The 16,398-nt window shown below is 69.2% G+C and carries 14 protein-coding genes; 7 read left to right on the top strand and 7 right to left on the bottom strand.

Features of this window, described 5'->3' with window-relative positions; all coding sequences use genetic code 11:
* The first annotated feature begins 6 nt into the window (after positions 1-6).
* Together OHN74_RS21260 and OHN74_RS21255 are read left to right on the top strand one after the other, a co-directional pair.
* On the top strand, positions 7-972 hold the full coding sequence (locus OHN74_RS21260; protein ID WP_327700214.1) for an alpha-ketoacid dehydrogenase subunit beta: 966 nt from the start codon (positions 7-9) through the stop codon (positions 970-972).
* 10 nt (positions 973-982) lie between these two features.
* Positions 983-2,413, top strand: coding sequence for a dihydrolipoamide acetyltransferase family protein (locus OHN74_RS21255; protein ID WP_327696147.1), 1,431 nt, complete (start codon positions 983-985; stop codon positions 2,411-2,413).
* A 107-nt stretch (positions 2,414-2,520) separates the two neighbouring features.
* Here OHN74_RS21255 and OHN74_RS21250 read toward each other — a convergent pair whose 3' ends face one another.
* Positions 2,521-3,426 (bottom strand): D-alanyl-D-alanine carboxypeptidase family protein, encoded by a 906-nt coding sequence (locus OHN74_RS21250; protein ID WP_327700213.1) that lies wholly within the window; start codon positions 3,424-3,426, stop codon positions 2,521-2,523.
* Between the two features lie 310 nt (positions 3,427-3,736).
* Between OHN74_RS21250 and OHN74_RS21245 the strand changes: the two genes are divergently transcribed.
* Both OHN74_RS21245 and OHN74_RS21240 read left to right on the top strand, forming a co-directional pair.
* Positions 3,737-4,399 (top strand): GntR family transcriptional regulator, encoded by a 663-nt coding sequence (locus tag OHN74_RS21245; RefSeq protein ID WP_327696146.1) that lies wholly within the window; start codon positions 3,737-3,739, stop codon positions 4,397-4,399.
* Positions 4,396-5,745, top strand: a complete 1,350-nt coding sequence (locus OHN74_RS21240) for an MFS transporter (protein WP_327696145.1) — start codon at positions 4,396-4,398, stop codon at positions 5,743-5,745. Before OHN74_RS21245 ends, OHN74_RS21240 begins: the two co-directional genes overlap by 4 nt.
* 149 nt (positions 5,746-5,894) lie before the next feature.
* Here OHN74_RS21240 and OHN74_RS21235 read toward each other — a convergent pair whose 3' ends face one another.
* Complete coding sequence (locus OHN74_RS21235; RefSeq protein WP_327696144.1) at positions 5,895-6,719, bottom strand: maleylpyruvate isomerase family mycothiol-dependent enzyme; 825 nt, start codon at positions 6,717-6,719, stop codon at positions 5,895-5,897.
* 261 nt (positions 6,720-6,980) lie between these two features.
* On the opposite strand from OHN74_RS21235, the gene OHN74_RS21230 reads away from it, so the two are divergent.
* Positions 6,981-7,772 carry a carbon-nitrogen family hydrolase gene (locus OHN74_RS21230; protein WP_327696143.1) on the top strand — a complete coding sequence of 264 codons (792 nt, stop codon included), beginning with the start codon at positions 6,981-6,983 and terminating at the stop codon, positions 7,770-7,772.
* A 77-nt stretch (positions 7,773-7,849) separates the two neighbouring features.
* On the opposite strand, the gene OHN74_RS21225 is transcribed toward OHN74_RS21230, so the two are convergent.
* The 5 genes from OHN74_RS21225 to OHN74_RS21205 form a co-directional block, all read right to left on the bottom strand.
* Complete coding sequence (locus OHN74_RS21225; RefSeq protein WP_327696142.1) at positions 7,850-8,344, bottom strand: LURP-one-related/scramblase family protein; 495 nt, start codon at positions 8,342-8,344, stop codon at positions 7,850-7,852.
* A gap of 114 nt (positions 8,345-8,458) precedes the next feature.
* On the bottom strand, positions 8,459-8,677 hold the full coding sequence (locus OHN74_RS21220) for a DUF6458 family protein (protein ID WP_327696141.1): 219 nt from the start codon (positions 8,675-8,677) through the stop codon (positions 8,459-8,461).
* Positions 8,678-8,789: 112 nt separating this feature from the next.
* Positions 8,790-10,124 carry a M18 family aminopeptidase gene (locus tag OHN74_RS21215; RefSeq protein ID WP_327696140.1) on the bottom strand — a complete coding sequence of 445 codons (1,335 nt, stop codon included), beginning with the start codon at positions 10,122-10,124 and terminating at the stop codon, positions 8,790-8,792.
* Positions 10,125-10,380: 256 nt separating this feature from the next.
* Complete coding sequence (locus tag OHN74_RS21210) at positions 10,381-12,207, bottom strand: acyl-CoA dehydrogenase (protein WP_327696139.1); 1,827 nt, start codon at positions 12,205-12,207, stop codon at positions 10,381-10,383.
* A gap of 161 nt (positions 12,208-12,368) precedes the next feature.
* Complete coding sequence (locus tag OHN74_RS21205; protein WP_327696138.1) at positions 12,369-13,235, bottom strand: intradiol ring-cleavage dioxygenase; 867 nt, start codon at positions 13,233-13,235, stop codon at positions 12,369-12,371.
* A gap of 209 nt (positions 13,236-13,444) precedes the next feature.
* On the opposite strand from OHN74_RS21205, the gene OHN74_RS21200 reads away from it, so the two are divergent.
* Both OHN74_RS21200 and OHN74_RS21195 read left to right on the top strand, forming a co-directional pair.
* Positions 13,445-13,912 (top strand): SseB family protein, encoded by a 468-nt coding sequence (locus OHN74_RS21200; RefSeq protein WP_327696137.1) that lies wholly within the window; start codon positions 13,445-13,447, stop codon positions 13,910-13,912.
* A gap of 237 nt (positions 13,913-14,149) precedes the next feature.
* Positions 14,150-16,360, top strand: coding sequence for an Ig-like domain repeat protein (locus OHN74_RS21195; RefSeq protein WP_327696136.1), 2,211 nt, complete (start codon positions 14,150-14,152; stop codon positions 16,358-16,360).
* Positions 16,361-16,398: the final 38 nt, after the last annotated feature.

The raw sequence follows: 16,398 nt of genomic DNA, 5'->3' as shown, positions 1-16,398 counted from the left end.
AAGAGCATGGCCCTGGCCAAGGCGATCAACGAATCGCTGCGCAAGGCCCTGGAGTCGGACCCCAAGGTCCTGATCATGGGTGAGGACGTCGGCAAGCTCGGCGGTGTCTTCCGCGTCACCGACGGTCTGCAGAAGGACTTCGGCGAGGACCGCGTCATCGACACCCCGCTCGCCGAGTCGGGCATCGTCGGCACGGCCATCGGTCTCGCCCTGCGCGGCTACCGCCCGGTGGTGGAGATCCAGTTCGACGGCTTCGTCTTCCCGGCCTACGACCAGATCGTCACCCAGCTCGCGAAGATGCACGCACGCGCGCTGGGCAAGATCAAGCTCCCGATCGTCATCCGTATCCCGTACGGCGGCGGCATCGGCGCGGTCGAGCACCACTCGGAGTCCCCGGAGGCGCTCTTCGCGCACGTGGCGGGCCTCAAGGTGGTGTCCCCGGCCAACGCGTCGGACGCGTACTGGATGATGCAGCAGGCCATCCAGAGCAACGACCCGGTGATCTTCTTCGAGCCGAAGAGGCGCTACTGGGACAAGGCCGAGGTCGATGTCGAGGCCATCCCCGGCCCGCTGCACAAGGCCAAGGTGGTCCGGGAGGGCACCGATCTCACCCTCGCCGCCTACGGCCCGATGGTGAAGCTGTGCCTGGAGGTGGCCAACGCGGCGGCCGAGGAGGGCCGGTCCCTGGAGGTCCTCGACCTCCGGTCGGTCTCCCCGCTCGACTTCGACACCGTCCAGGCCTCGGTGGAGAAGACCCGCCGCCTGGTCGTGGTGCACGAGGCACCGGTGTTCTTCGGCTCGGGCGCGGAGATCGCCGCCCGGATCACGGAGCGCTGTTTCTACCACCTGGAGGCTCCGGTGCTCAGGGTCGGCGGCTATCACGCCCCGTATCCGCCGGCGCGCCTCGAGGACGAGTACCTACCGAGCCTGGACCGGGTGCTCGACGCCGTCGACCGCTCGTTTGCGTACTGAGGAGAGGGACGTGACGACGATGACTGACGCGTCCGTTCGCGAGTTCAAGATGCCCGACGTGGGCGAGGGACTCACCGAGGCCGAGATCCTCAAGTGGTACGTCCAGCCGGGCGACACGGTCACCGACGGACAGGTGGTGTGCGAGGTCGAGACCGCCAAGGCGGCCGTCGAACTGCCCATCCCGTACGACGGGGTCGTGCGCTCCCTGCACTTCCCCGAGGGCACGACGGTCGACGTGGGCATGTCGATCATCGCGGTGGACGTGACCGGCGGAGCCGGCGCCGCGGTGGAGGCCCCGGTTGCGGCCGAGGCCCCCGAGGAGGCGAAGCCACAGGCCCGCCAGCCGGTCCTCGTGGGCTACGGCGTGTCCGTCTCCTCGACCAAGCGCCGCCCCCGCAAGGGCGCCGAGGTCCCGGCCCAGGAGGTCGCGGCGGCTGTCCAGCAGGAGCTGAACGGCCACAGCGGGCGGGCGGAGGCCAACGGGCACGGCGGCCACGGCGCCGCCCTCACCGTCCTTGCGCCGCAGGCCGCGCGTCCGCTCGCGAAGCCGCCGGTGCGCAAGCTCGCCAAGGATCTCGGCGTCGACCTGACGACGGTGACGCCGTCGGGCCCCGACGGCGTCATCACGCGCGAGGACGTCCACGCCGCGGTGGCCCCGGTGGTCCCCGAGCCGGTGCGCACAGAGCCGGTCGCCCCGGTGCTCCCGGCGCCGGTCGCTTCGTACGACGGCACACGGGAGACGCGCGTCCCGGTCAAGGGCGTACGGAAGGCGACCGCGGTGGCGATGGTCGGCTCGGCGTTCACGGCGCCGCACGTCACGGAGTTCGTGACGGTGGACGTGACGCGGACGCTGAAGCTGGTCGAGGAGCTCAAGAGCGCCCCCGACTCGTACGGGTTGGCGGGTCTGCGGGTGAACCCGCTGCTCCTGATTGCCAAGGCCCTGCTGGTGGCGATCAAGCGGCACCCGGACATCAACGCGTCCTGGGACGAGGCGAACCAGGAGATCGTGCTCAAGCACTACGTCAACCTGGGCATCGCGGCGGCCACCCCGCGCGGCCTCATCGTCCCGAACATCAAGGACGCCCACGACAAGACGCTTCCGCAACTGGCGGAGGCGCTCGGCGAGTTGGTGTCCACGGCGCGGGAGGGCAGGACGTCGCCCGCGGCCATGCAGGGCGGCACGGTGACGATCACGAACGTCGGCGTCTTCGGCGTCGACACGGGCACGCCGATCCTCCCTCCCGGGGAGGCGGCGATCCTCGCGGTCGGCTCGATCAAGCTCCAGCCGTGGGTCCACAAGGGCAAGGTGAAGCCGCGTCAGGTGACCACCCTGGCCCTCTCCTTCGACCACCGGCTGGTGGACGGGGAGTTGGGCTCCAAGGTGCTGGCGGACGTGGCGGCGATCCTGGAGCAGCCGAAGAAGCTCATCACCTGGGCGTAGGCACTGGGCGCAGGCACCCGGGCGTAGGCACTGGGGCGCAGTGAGCCGTGACGCACGAAGGGGGCCCACCGGAGTGGGCCCCCTCTGTCATGCGTACGTGCCGGGTGTCAGCCCAGGCGCGCGAAGCCGTAGTTCATCAGCTTCTTCGCGTCCGCCGTGCGGTTGGCGACCGAGGTGGAGGCGAGGACCGTGCCGATGACCGTCTTGCCGTTGCGGGTCGCGGCGAAGACCAGGCAGTACTTGGCCTGCGGACCGGAGCCGGTCTTGATGCCGATGGTGCCGGCGTAGCCGGACAGCAGCGGCTTGTTGGTGTTCTCCCAGCTCATCCAGCGGGTCCCACCGGTCTTGGTGGTGACCTTCTCCTTGAAGTTCTGCGTCTTCACTATCGTGCGGAAGGCGCCGCTCTTCATGGTGTTGCTGGCGAGCTTCGTCAGGTCACGCGGCGTCGAGTAGTTCGAGCCGTTGCCGATGCCGTCGAAGCTGTCGAACTTGGTGTTCGTCATGCCGAGGCTCCGGGCCGTGCTGTTCATCTTGGCGATGAACGACTTCACCCGGGCGTCGCGCGTCGAGCCGGTGCCGAACTTGTCGGCGAGCGCGTACGCGGCGTCGCAGCCCGACGGCAGCATCAGCCCGTACAGCAGCTGGCGGACGGTGACCTTGTCGCCGACGATCAGGCCGGCCGAGGAGGCGGTGTTGGCGACGATGTAGTCGCTGTAGGCCTTCTGGATCGTGACCTTGGTGTTGAGGTTCAGGTTCGCCGTTGCCAGCACGACCTTCGCCGTCATGATCTTCGTGGTGGAACCGGTGGAGAGCTTGGTGTCGGCGGCCTTGGTGTACAGGCTCGCGCCGTTGGCGTTGTTCATCAGATAGCCGCCCTTGGCGACGATCGTCGGAACGGCGGGAGCTGCCTGAGCGGGCGCCGCGGTGAGCGCTCCGGTCGCGAGCACGGCGCCGGTGGTGACCACCACGGCTGCGGCTCTACGAAAACGGATGCCCTGGATGCCGGTTATCAACTTCAATACCCCGATTACGTCTGGATCGTCCGAATGTCCCTGGAGAGCGGCCGAGTTGGCCGAACGGGCGGAACGCCACTCTCGTGTGACTCGTAACTAGCACAGTTGGTTGTGCGCGTGCTGAGGCGGGTTCCCCGATTTTCCCTTTCCGAGGGACGCCGTATGGCTCTCCGTGGTTCCCGCGACCCTTCCTGAGATTGAACTGTTGCCCGCGCGGCAACGTCACGCCCCGAACGGGGATCGGTTCGGGGGTCGGTCCATATGGCGGACGGCTGCCCGCATGGGTACGTGTTGTATCTATGCTGTCGGCATGAGTAGCCCGGCCATACAGCACGTGAAGCAGCCTCCCGCCGCCGAACGCGTCTACGCCCACGTCAAAGAGGGCGTCCTGGACCGCCGTTACGAAGGCGGCACCCTGCTCACCGAGGGCGAACTGGCCGAGGCCGTAGGGGTGTCCCGCACACCGGTGCGCGAGGCGCTGCTGCGTCTGGAGGCCGAGGGGCTGATCAAGCTCTACCCGAAGAAGGGTGCGCTCGTCCTGCCCGTCTCCGCACAGGAGATCGCGGACGTCGTCGAGACCCGCCAGCTGGTCGAGGAGCACACCATCCGCAAGGCGGTGCCCGCCTCGCCCCAACTCCTCGCCCGTCTCACGGAACTGCTCGAACGGCAGCGCGAGCAGGCCGCCGCGGGAGACCTCGCGGGAGCCGCCGTGACCGACCGGTGCTTCCACGCCGAGATCGTCCGCAGCGGGGGCAACGAGATCCTCTCCCGGCTGTACGACCAACTGCGCGACCGGCAGCTGAGGATGGGCGTCGCCGTCATGCACGCCCACCCCGACCGCATCACCAAGACGCTCGTCGAGCACCAGGAGATCCTCGACGCGCTGCGCTCGGGCGATCCGGAGGCGGCGGTCGCGATCGTGCACCGGCACGTCAGCTGGTTCTCCAACCTGGCGCGGGGCGAGGTCCGATGAGCCCCAAGACCCCGGCCGGCACCGGTCGCGGCTCGCTGCCCGGCGATACTCCCCCGGAGGGAGCACCCCCGGGCGGGCGCCGTGCCGTCCTCGTCTGGTCCGTCGGCGTCTCGGTCTACTTCGTCGCGGTCATCTTCCGTACGTCGCTGGGGGTGGCGGGGCTCGACGCCGCCGACCGTTTCCATGTCAACGCGTCCGCCCTGTCCACCTTCTCGATCCTCCAGCTCCTCGTCTACGCGGGCATGCAGATACCGGTCGGTCTGCTCGTCGACCGGATCGGCACGAAGAAGGTGCTGGCCATCGGAGCGGTGCTGTTCACGGCCGGACAACTGGGCTTCGCGTTCTCCCCCTCCTACGGCACGGCCCTCGCCTCCCGCGCGCTGCTCGGATGCGGTGACGCGATGACGTTCATCAGCGTGCTGCGGCTGGGGTCCCGCTGGTTCCCGGCGCGGCGCGGGCCGATGATCGCGCAGCTGGCGGGGCTGGCCGGGATGGCGGGCAACCTGGTCTCGACGCTCGTCCTGGCCCGGCTGCTGCACGGCGTCGGGTGGACGGCGGCCTTCGGGGGCAGCGCGGTCGCGGGAGTCGTCGTCCTGGTGCTGATGCTCGTGTTCCTCAGGGATCACCCGGAGGGGCACGAGCCGGAGCCGTTCCCGCATCAGGGGGCCGCGTACGTACGCCGGCAGATCGCCGCCTCGTGGCGCGAGCCCGGGACGCGGCTCGGGCTGTGGGTGCACTTCACCACCCAGTTCCCGGCGATGGTGTTCCTGCTGCTGTGGGGTCTGCCGTTCCTCGTCGAGGCACAGGGGCTGACGCGGGCGACCGCGGGGGAGCTGCTCACCCTGGTCGTGCTGTCGAACATGGTGATCGGCCTGGTGTACGGCCAGATCGTCGCCCGGCACCACGCGGCTCGGCTGCCGCTGGCGCTGGGCACGGTGGGCGCCACGGCGCTGATGTGGGCGGTGACGCTCGCCTACCCGGCGGTGGCGGGCGCCGAACACGCCCCGATGTGGCTGCTGGTGCTGCTGTGCACGGTGCTGGGTGCCTGCGGGCCCGCCTCGATGCTCGGCTTCGACTTCGCCCGGCCCGCGAATCCGCCCGAGCGTCAGGGGACGGCTTCCGGGATCACCAACATGGGCGGTTTCGTCGCCTCGATGACGACACTGTTCGCGGTCGGTGTGCTGCTGGACGCGACCGGGGACAACTACACCGCCGCGTTCTCGTTCGTGTTCCTGCTGCAGGGGGTTGGCGTCAGCCAGATTCTGCGGTTGCGGAAGCGGGCCGCTCTGCGGGAGTCGGAGCGGTTGGTTGTCAGCAGGGTTTCTACGGTGCACGTTCCGGTGTGAGCGCCGGTTCACAGTGGCCGGTGCTCGGGTGGGCGCCTCTGGGGGCTGCCGCCCCCAGGCCCCCGCTTCGGCCCTGAACGGGCCTCGTCCTCAAACGCCGGACGGGCTGAAATGGGCTGGGATTGCCCGGCCCGCGCTGAAAAGTGCTGCTACGGCGTCACCGCGAAGTGGCGCAGGATCGCTGCCGTCAGGCCCGGGTCGCCCTCCGTCTTGACGCGGTCGGCGACCGCCTCCGGGGTCACCCGGCCGCAGGCCAGGCGGAAGTAGGTCTCCCAGTCGAGGGCGAAGCTGGCGGCGGGGCCGAGGGCCGGGGACGTCTCCAGGGTGCCGCGGCCGTTGATGTCGACGCGGATCGTGCGCAGGAACTCGACGGGACCGTGCACGTCGAAGACGATCGCCGAACTGCGCGGCGCCCCCGCGTCCTTGGCGACGACCTTCGGCAGCGCGGAGAGGAGCATGTCCCGCGCGATGTGCGCGCCGGGCGAGTCCAGGTTGCCGGGCCGGCCGAGGGCGGTGCGCAGGTCCTGCTCGTGCACCCACACGTCGAACGCCCGGTTGCGCATGAGGTCCTCCAGGGCGGTCTCCCGGCCGTAGAGGCCGCGGATCATCGTCCCCGGTTCGCGGGTCTCGTTGCGCAGCTGGCGGTTGCGGCGGATGACCGTGTACTCCAGCTCGGACGTCATCTCGGGGGCCGTGTGGTGCCGCCGTACGTCGACCTGCATCTCCATGTACCGCTGCTGCTCGTTGGTGACGTGGTAGAGGTCGCGCGGGAGCGTGTGGATGGGGCGCGGGTCGCCGAGCATCTCGCACTCCAGGCCGATGACATGGGAGACCACGTCACGGACCGACCAGCCGGGGCATGGGGTCCGGCGGTTCCACTCGCCCTCCACGAGCGGTGACACCAGCTCGGATATCGCGTCGATGGAGTGGGTCCAGGCGTCGGCGTAGGGCTGGAGAGTGGGATGCAGACTCACGGAACGGGACCCCTCGGGCGGTCGGTACGCGGGCAGTGGTGACGGCGGATGACGGCGGGTGTCGACGGCGTTGTCGGCGCTGGTGCCAGTGGCGGTATCGGCGGCGGTGTGGCGTTTCGGTGGGTACGAAGGCGCGGGCGGGATAGCTGTCAGCGGGTGTCTTGGAACGTTAAGTTACGCTGCTGTGCGGCACCCCGGCAGTGCTTTCGTGTGACGATCGTAGGCCCGTGTGAACGGCTCGAATGTCAGGACGGTGGTAGTGTGCGCGCCTCGCTCATCCAGATCGGTGTAGAAGAGGGCGAATCGGTCGAATCGCGCAGACGGCGCGTGGCCTCCCTGGTACGGGACGAGGCCGGAGCCGATCTCGTCGTACTGCCCGAGCTGTGGACGACGGGGGCTTTCGCGTACGAGCGGTTCGCGACGGAGGCCGAGGCGCTGGACGGGCCGACGTACGAGGCGATGGCCAAGGCGGCGAGCGACGCGGGCGTGTGGCTGCACGCCGGGTCGATCCCGGAACGGGACCCCGAGGGGCCTCTGTACAACACCTCCCTGGTCTTCTCCCCCGCCGGTGACCTGGCCGCCGCCTACCGCAAGATCCATCGCTTCGGCTTCGACAAGGGCGAGGCCGTGCTGATGGGCGCGGGCGCGGAACTGGTGACCGTCACTCTGCCCGGGACGACGCTTGGCATCGCCACCTGCTACGACCTTCGATTCCCCGAGCTCTTCCGCGGCCTTGTCGACTCGGGTGCCGAGACGATCGTCATCTCGGCGGGCTGGCCGGAGCGGCGGCGCGCCCACTGGACGCTGCTGGCTCAGGCGCGGGCCGTCGAGAACCAGGCGTTCGTCCTCGCGTGCGGAACGGCTGGTACGCATGCGGGAGTTCCGCAGGCCGGGCACTCGATCGTGGTCGATCCGTGGGGTGAGGTGCTGGCCGAGGCGGGGGCCGGCGAGGAGGTACTGCGGGTCGAGTTCGATCCCGCGAAGGTGGGGGAGACGCGGGAGGCGTTTCCCGCGTTGAAGGATCGGGTGCTGGGGGTTTCGGGGCGCACCTGAGGGGTTTCGCCGGACGGGCTGAAGACGCCGGCCGGGGCTGCGGAGCGAGACCCTCGCGATCCCCTCTCGATCCCCCCTCAATCCTCCCCGCGCTCCTTCTCCGCCAGGTGGATCACGCAGACCGCCACCGCGATCAACAGCGCCGGATCCGCGTCGTCCCGTACGACGTCCACCCCGTACGTCTCCCGGACGCGCAGCCAGCGGCGGGAGATCTGGGCGAGGAGTTCGCCGTCGTAGTCGACCGCGAACTCCCGGTCCAGGATCTTTCCGCTGACGTCCAGTTCCGTGCCGTCCACCAGCGACACCCGGTAGTGGTTGCGCAGCAGTGACAGGCGTTTGCGTCTGATCGTCGCCAACGGGTCGCCGTCCCGCTCGATCACCATCGTGTCCCGCAGGGCGAGCATCTTCTTGTGGATGTCGATCAGCACCCGCCCGTGGGTGTCCTTCAGCTCGAAGGTGTCCCGCAGCCGCATCGCCTTGCCGTCGACCAGGTACACCTTGGTGCCGTGCTGGTCCTCGATCCAGTAGTCGTCGCCGAAGCCGAGCAGCCGGTCGCGTACGAGGAATCTCATGTACTCACCGCTTCCCCGCGCAGGGGTCAGAAACGCCACCTGTACGCCGATGGGGTCCTCGAATCCACCGGCACCCTCGGCGCGGGCGACCGGCACGACCCTGTGGGGCGACCGTCAGCGCTGGTACCGGTCGTCGTCGATCACGGTCGTCGAGGGCGGTATCAGTACCCGCCTGCGCCGGGCCACACTGCGGAACGCCAGGGCGCCGATCACTCCGACGATCATCAGGATGACGCCGACCAGGTCGAGGTTGACCCCTTCCATCTCCCAGTCGGTGGCGAACGTGAGGATGGCTCCCACGGCGATGAGGATGATGCATCCGCCGAGGCTCATGAGTGTTGCCTCCCTGTCCGGTCCGGTCGTACCGGAGGTTCCGGTTGTTCCGGAGGTTCCGGGTGCCCGGACCTGGGACAGGTATGCGTGGTTGCCCGACTACTGTGCCCAACTACCCTTCCAGGAACGCCACGAGCGCGTTGGCCAGCAGGTGCGGGTCGTCGGCGCCGCACAACTCCCGTGCGCTGTGCATCGACAGGATCGCCACACCGATGTCGACCGTCTTGATGCCGTGCCTCGCGGCGGTGATCGGGCCGATCGTCGTCCCGCAGGGCATGGAGTTGTTGGAGACGAAGTTCTGGAACGGGACGCCGGCCCTGTCGCAGGCCGCCGCCCAGACCGCACGGCCCGAACCGTCCGTGGCATAGCGGTTGTTGACGTTGACCTTGAGGATCGGCCCGCCGTTGACGCGCGGATGGTGCGTCGGGTCGTGCCGCTCCGCGTAGTTGGGGTGGACGGCGTGGCCCGTGTCGGAGGAGAGACAGACGGTGCCCGCGAACGCTCTCGCCCTGTCCTCGTACGACCCTCCGCGCGCGAACACCGAACGCTCCAGCACGCTGCCGAGCAGCGGGCCGTCCGCGCCCGTGTCGCTCTGCGAACCGTTCTCCTCGTGGTCGAAGGCCGCGAGGACCGGGATGTACGGCAGCGCCCCGTCGCCGGCGGCGGAGCTCGTCGCCACGGACGCCAGTGCCGCCGCGGCGGCGTGCACGGACAGGAGGTTGTCCATGCGCGGGCCCGCCACCAGCTCCCGGTCGCGGCCCAGGTACGCGGGCGGTTCGATGGAGTGGACCATCAGGTCCCAGCCGGTGACCTCGCCGGACGCGAGCCCGGACTCCTGTTCGAGGAAGGCGATCAGGTCGCCTTCGCGGACATCGTCCGACATGCCCCAGATCGGCTGCAGGTGGCGCTGCTTGTCCAGCTTCAGCCCGTCGGTGTTCACGGCACGGTCGAGGTGGATGGCGAGCTGGGGGACTCGCAGGAGGGGCCGGTCGATGTTCACCAGGCGCGAGGTGCCGTCCCGGAGGGTGAGGCGGCCGGCCAGGCCGAGGTCGCGGTCGAGCCAGGAGTTGAGCAGCGGTCCGCCGTAGATCTCCACGGCGACCTGGCGCCAGCCGTGTCCTCCGAGGTCGGGCTCCGGCTTGACGCGCAGGTTGGGGGAGTCGGTGTGGGCGCCGACGATCCGGAAGGGGGTGTGCGGCGCGGCGCCCTCGGGGACGTACCAGGCCACGATCGCGCCGCCGCGCAGCACGTACTTGCCGCCGCTCCCCGTCGCGGAGCCCGCCGATGTCTCCGCGTCCCAGGCGTCCGTCTCGGCGACCTGACGGAAGCCGGCCTTCTCCAGCCGCTCGGCGGTGTTCGCCACGGCGTGGTACGGCGACGGACTCGCCGCCAGGAAGGACATCAAGTCGTCGGTGTGGCCGCGGTCGAAGCGGTGGGGTGCGCTCATGGGGTTCACCTTAACGACGTAATAGCGCCCGCTCCCTGGGATGGTGAGCGGGCTCTCGTAACGGGGCTGTGAAGGCCGGACAACTGGCCGGTGAGTCAGTTATCGGACACCGGACGGACCGTGGGGTTGTGTCCTGGTTCAGCAGGACGGCGGCCCGCCCCGGAAGTGGATCCGGGTGCGGGCCGCCGTGCCTGGTCTGCTGTGTGCGTCGGACGCGTACGAAGGGCGCGAAGGTCGCGAGGGATACGAAGTGTGCTTAGAAAGCCGCCTCGTCCAGGTCCATCAGGTCGAGGTCCACGCCCGCCGCGAGCTTGCGGGCGCCGGTGACGCCCGGGAGGACGTTGGCGGCGAAGAACTTCGCCGCCGCGATCTTGCCCGTGTAGAACGGGACGTCCTTCGCCGACGCCGTCCGCAGCTTCTCGGTGGCCACCGCGGCGCCCTTGAGGAGCAGGTAGCCGACGACGACGTCGCCCGAAGCCATCAGCAGGCGGGTGGTGTTGAGGCCCACCTTGTAGATGTTCTTGACGTCCTGCTCGGTCGCCGCGAGGTCCGTCAGCATCAGGCCGACGATCGCCTCCAGCTCGACGGCCGCCTTGGCGAGCTGCTCGCGCGCCACTGCCAGGTCCTCGCCGCCCGTGCCAGGCGCGAGGAACTTCTTGATGTCCTCGGCAAGGGAGTTGAGGGCCGCGCCCTGGTTGCGGACGATCTTCCGGAAGAAGAAGTCCTGGCCCTGGATCGCGGTCGTGCCCTCGTACAGGGTGTCGATCTTGGCGTCGCGGATGTACTGCTCGATCGGGTACTCCTGGAGGAACCCGGAGCCGCCGAAGGTCTGGAGCGACTGGGCGAGCTGCTCGTAGCCCTTCTCGGAGCCGTAGCCCTTCACGATCGGGAGCAGGAGGTCGTTCATGGCCTCCAGGGCGGCGGTGTCCTCGCCGGCCGCCTCCTTGACCTGGATGTCGTCCTGCACGGCGGCGGTGTGCAGCACCAGCGCGCGCATGCCCTCGGCGTACGCCTTCTGCGTGATCAGCGAGCGCCGGACGTCCGGGTGGTGGGTGATGGTGACCTTGGGCGCCGTCTTGTCCATGAAGTTGGCGAGATCCGGACCCTGGACGCGCTCCTTGGCGTACTCCAGGGCGTTGAGGTAGCCGGTCGACAGCGTCGAGATGGCCTTCGTGCCGACCATCATGCGGGCGAACTCGATGATCCGGAACATCTGGCGGATGCCGTCGTGCTTGTCGCCGATCAGCCAGCCCTTGGCCGGGTGCCGGTCGCCGAAGGTCATCTCGCAGGTGTTGGACGCCTTGAGGCCCATCTTGTGCTCGACGTTCGTCGCGTACACGCCGTTGCGCTCGCCCAGCTCGCCGGTCTCGAAGTCGAAGAGGAACTTCGGTACGAGGAAGAGGGACAGGCCCTTGGTGCCGGGGCCGTGGCCCTCCGGGCGCGCGAGGACGTAGTGGAGGATGTTCTCCTCCATGTCGTGCTCACCGGAGGTGATGAACCGCTTCACGCCCTCGATGTGCCAGGAGCCGTCGTCCTGCTGGACCGCCTTCGTACGGCCGGCGCCGACGTCCGAGCCGGCGTCCGGCTCGGTGAGGACCATGGTGGAGCCCCAGGTCTTGTCGACCGCGATCTGGGCGATCTTCTTCTGTACGTCGTTGCCCTCGTCGAAGAGGATGCCGGCGAACGCCGGGCCGGAGGCGTACATCCACACGGCCGGGTTCGCGCCGAGCAGCAGCTCCGCGTACGACCAGATCAGGGAGCGGGGGGCGGTGGTGCCGCCGATCTCCTCGGGCAGGCCGAGACGCCAGTACTCCGAGTCCATGAAGGCCTTGTAGCTCTTCTTGAAGGACTCCGGTACGGGCGCGGTGTTCGTCTCGGGGTCGAAGACCGGCGGGGTGCGGTCGCCGTCCGTGAAGGACTCCGCCAGCTCGTTCTCCGCGAGGCGCGTCATCTCCCCGAGGATGCTCTTGGCGGTGTCCGTGTCCATCTCCGCGAACGGACCGGTGCCGTACAGCTTGTCGCGCCCGAGGACCTCGAAGAGGTTGAACTCGATGTCGCGGAGATTCGACTTGTAGTGCCCCATGGCGACTGCTCCGTAGAGAGATCGGCGAGGCACTGGCTCCTCGCGCCTAATTCGTACCGACTAGTAGCTACCTTCCCACGATGATGCTACCCGCCGGTAATAAGACGCAACCCCAACCTGTCGTTTGTGACGCGTTACGCGCCAGAAGCCTTACAGCCGGTCTAGACCGGAACGGTGAGCGTGGCCGTGTATCCCTTGTCCACGCTGCCTTCCATGGCCGCCAGCTGCTGGTCGTAGCCGTCGCTGAAGATGCCGTCCTTCTCCAGGGAGACCTGGCTGAGGTTCTGGACGCTCTGGCTGTAGCCGTCCGTCGCGTACACCGTCTCGCAGACGTCCTTCGGGAACGCCAGCTGCGAGGTGTTCGTGATCGACGTGGCCGCGGTCGCGTCCTCCAGGCTGCCGTAGACCTCGAAGTGGATGTGCGGCCAGCGGCCCGCGTAGCAGGCCGGGAAGATGCTCGTGAAGGTCACCTGGCCCTTGTCGTCCGTCTCCTGGACGCCCCGGAGGTAGTTCTCGTCGGTGACTCCGTCCGAGTAGAGGGAGTAGTTGCCCTCGCGGTCGCAGTGCCACAGGTAGACCGCGGCGCCCGTCTTGGGCGTCCCACAGCCGGAGGCCGCGTCGACGACGGTGAGCGTGATCGTGAGCGGCACGCCCTCGGCCTTGCCGCCCGCCGAGTCCCCGAAACTGGACGTGATGTCGCTGCGGACGACCCCGCTCTCCTTGAGCACGTTCACCCCGTTCGAACCGTCGCCCGGGTAGGGGCCGGCGGTCTCGTTCGGGATGGTCGCGCACTCGGCGGACGAGGACGAGGAGGCCGTGCCGCTCGACGAGGTGTCGGAGGCGGCGGCGGAGGACGTGGAGTCGTCGTCGGCGCTGCAGCCCACCAGCGGCACCAGACTCGCGCCGGCCAGCAGGCGGATCATGCGGCGACGGGCGAGGACGGGGAGGTCGTAGGAGAGGCCCCTGTCGTGCTCGTGGACCTCGTGGTCGCCGTGGTCCGCCTGGGCGTGGTGCCCGTGTCCGCTCATGGCCGTCTCCCTCTGTCTGCGCCCGCCGGGTATTACCCGGACTTTGCCGCTGCCTGATCATTCCTTTGTCGAAGTCGACGGTATGAGCGCCCGCTGTGGCAAACCAGGGCCGCACCTGTGGACTCCCCATGGGACGGTCCGGCCGCGTCGGCCGCAAGCAGGGGACCGGGCCGCCCCCACTCGGCCGCGCTCTCGGTACTCTTGCGCCCATGTACGGCTATGACCAGAACGCCGCCGGGGCGCAGCAGCAGTACGCCCAGCCGCAGCAGCAGATGCCGGGCGGGTACGGCCAGCAGCCGCCGCTGTACCCCGAGCCGTCCCCGCCGTCCCTGGCGGACGCGGTGCGCGCTTTCACGACGGGCTCACTGTCGGCCGAGGACTTCCAGCAGGTCTTCGCCACGTCGAAGGTGTACTGCCCGCGCGGCGACAACCCCGGGTTCCTGGCGCTGCACAACACCCAGCAGCCGGTGATCCCGATGTTCACCTCCCTGAAGGAGCTGCGCCGCTACGCCGGCAAGGAGTCCAAGTACTTCGTGATCACCGGCGCCGAGGTCATCGACCTGCTGCCCACGGGCTACGGCTTCGTCGTGGACATGGAGGGCGAGCACCGCATGGTGTTCGACGCCAAGGCGGTCGAGCAGATGGTGGAGTTCGCGATGCGCAGGATGTACGGCTGAGGATCGCCGCCGCCGCTCCCTCTGCTCCCCGCGTGCCGCAAACCCCGTCCCCCGCGCCGAAATCGTTGTCTTCCGCGCTGGAAATCCCCTCTGTGATTGTCACAGGCATGCCATAGGGTTCCTTCTGGCAGCCGCGCCCCACTGGCCACCGCTTCCGGCGGTCGCGCCTGGGTGTCGCGCGGCGCTCTCAGCTCCCGGTGATGCCGGGTTCCTTGTGGGGGGTTCATTACTGTGCGCATGCGCAGCACTTCGACCGCGACGGCGCTCGCGGTTCTCTTCAGTTCGGTGGCACTGAGCGTCGCCACCACCGGTACGGCCTCGGCGGCCGTCGCCACCGTGCAGTCGCCCGGGGGCATCGTCGCGGACGCGATCCTGAAGCGGGTCTTCGTCGGCGACAGCGGCAACGGCCGTGTAGTGGCGGCGAGTTACTCGGGCGCCGTCGTCGACACGGTCGGCGGCCTCGGTTCCGTCGCCGACCTGGCACTGTCCGACGACGGACGCACCCTGTACGCGTCCCTGCCCGCGCGGCACCAGATCGTGGCCCTCGACCCGGCCACCCTGAACATCAAGGCCCGCTACTCGATTCCCACCGACACCGGCCCGCGCTACCTCGCCTTCACCGGCGGCAAGCTCTGGTTCAGCTACGGCGACCAGTGGGACGGCGACCTGGGCTCGGTCGACCCGAACTGGACCGAGACCCCGGACCCGACACCGACCCCGACGGCCGTCCCGACCTCCGAGCCGCCGACCGTCGAGCCGACGGCCCCGCCGTCCCAGCCGCCGACGTCGCCCGCACCGGACCCGTCCGACGACCCGAGCACGGAGCCGTCCGCGGAGCCCACGACGGAGCCGTCGCCCGATCCCTCGGCCGAGCCCACGTCCCCCACCCCGTCCCCGGAGACCTCGGCCGACTCCTCGTCGGACCCGTCCGGCTCCTCCGACTCGTCCGCCGCGGCTCGGGTGGCCGTGGCCGAGGCCGGCCCGGTGTCGATGGAGCAGTTCCCCGCGGGCAACATCGGCATCCATGGCCAGGGGCTCCTCGACGCGAGCGCGTCGGCGCCAGGTCTGCTGGCCGTCGGTCAGACCGGCTTGTCCTCGGACTCGATGGCCGTCGTGGACGTCTCGGGTCGGACGCCCGAGCTGACCGCCTGGTATCAGGCGGACTACACGCTCAACAGCGGCATCGGTGACATCGACCTCGTCCCCGGCGCCGCGCAGGTACTGGTCAACGGCACGGACCGGGACGCCTACGCGAACGGTTCGTTCACCAAGGCGGGCGCCTACCCGGGCGGCCAGAGCGCCGACATCGCTCCGAACGGCCTGATCGCCCAGGTCACCGGCACCAAGGTGGCCGTCTACCGGCCGAACGCCACGAGGTCGCTCCGTACGTACCCGACCGGCACGTACGGCACCGCCGACCTGGCCTGGGCACCCGACTCCTCGCGGATCTTCGCCGTGGTCGGTACCGGCAGCGGCTACACCCTCAAGGTGCTCACCGACCCGACGAAGAACGTCCCGACCCTGACGGTGAACGCTCCGTCGAACGCCACCCGCGCCAAGAAGCTCACGGTCTCCGGAAAGCTCTCGGCGACGGTCGCGCTGCCGGCCGGCGTCAAGCTGAGCGTCACCCGCACCGACCTGGAGACCCCGAACGGCAGGGCACTGCCGTCGGTCACGGTGAAGTCGGACGGCACGTACTCCTTCACCAACACCCCGCCCGTCGGCGGCACGGTCACCTACAAGGTGGCGTACGCCGGTGACGCCGCGCACACGCCGGTCGCCGTCTCCGACAAGGTCGCGGTCTCCCGTACGGCGACGACGCTGACCCTGAACAACAACAAGAAGCTCTACAACTACGGCACCGACGTCAGGTTCACCGCACACCTGGGCCGGACGTACAAGAACCGCACGGTCGAGATCTGGGCCGACCCGCACGGCAGCGACAGGCCGAAGAGGCTGGTCAAGACCGGCAAGGTCAACTCCGCCGGAAACCTCACCGCGACCGTCGACATGACCCGCGACACGAACGTCACCGCGGTCTTCAAGGGTGACGCCCGCTTCGCGCCGAAGACGGTCAAGGTCACGGCGAACGCGCGGGTGCGGATCTCCACGGCCGTGTCCCGGCACTACAAGACCGCCAAGATCGGCTCGACCTCGTACTACTGGTTCCACAAGAACACCAACCCGGTGCTGACGACCTCGATGCCCTACTACCCGGGCCGTCAGCAGCGCTTCGACCTTCAGGTGTACTTCGAGGGCACGTGGTACTCCGCCGAGTCCCAGTACTTCGCGCTCGCCACGAACGGCAGGTCGGCGGTGGAGCTCGTGGCGCCCGGTGAGTCGGGCATCCGGGCCCGGGTACGGTCGGCGTACATCGACGGCGCCTCCGGCGACAACGTGAACTCGACGACGTTCGGATCCTGGAAGTACCTGTACTTCAGCAACTAGTACCGCGCGTACCGGCCGGCCCCGGTCGGCTGAGGAGG

It is taken from the genome of Streptomyces sp. NBC_00459 (assembly GCF_036013955.1).
Lineage (GTDB): Bacteria > Actinomycetota > Actinomycetes > Streptomycetales > Streptomycetaceae > Streptomyces.
This window is presented reverse-complemented; position numbering and strand designations above follow the sequence as displayed.

Coding starts and splice junctions, on each gene's coding strand:
- OHN74_RS21260 (WP_327700214.1), top strand. CDS start 7: ATGGCCCTGGCCAAGGCGATCAACGAATCGCTGCGCAAGGCCCTGGAG.
- OHN74_RS21245 (WP_327696146.1), top strand. CDS start 3,737: ATGAGTAGCCCGGCCATACAGCACGTGAAGCAGCCTCCCGCCGCCGAA.
- OHN74_RS21240 (WP_327696145.1), top strand. CDS start 4,396: ATGAGCCCCAAGACCCCGGCCGGCACCGGTCGCGGCTCGCTGCCCGGC.
- OHN74_RS21225 (WP_327696142.1), bottom strand. CDS start 8,344: ATGAGATTCCTCGTACGCGACCGGCTGCTCGGCTTCGGCGACGACTAC.
- OHN74_RS21220 (WP_327696141.1), bottom strand. CDS start 8,677: ATGAGCCTCGGCGGATGCATCATCCTCATCGCCGTGGGAGCCATCCTC.
- OHN74_RS21215 (WP_327696140.1), bottom strand. CDS start 10,124: ATGAGCGCACCCCACCGCTTCGACCGCGGCCACACCGACGACTTGATG.
- OHN74_RS21210 (WP_327696139.1), bottom strand. CDS start 12,207: ATGGGGCACTACAAGTCGAATCTCCGCGACATCGAGTTCAACCTCTTC.
- OHN74_RS21205 (WP_327696138.1), bottom strand. CDS start 13,235: ATGAGCGGACACGGGCACCACGCCCAGGCGGACCACGGCGACCACGAG.
- OHN74_RS21200 (WP_327696137.1), top strand. CDS start 13,445: ATGTACGGCTATGACCAGAACGCCGCCGGGGCGCAGCAGCAGTACGCC.
- OHN74_RS21195 (WP_327696136.1), top strand. CDS start 14,150: ATGCGCAGCACTTCGACCGCGACGGCGCTCGCGGTTCTCTTCAGTTCG.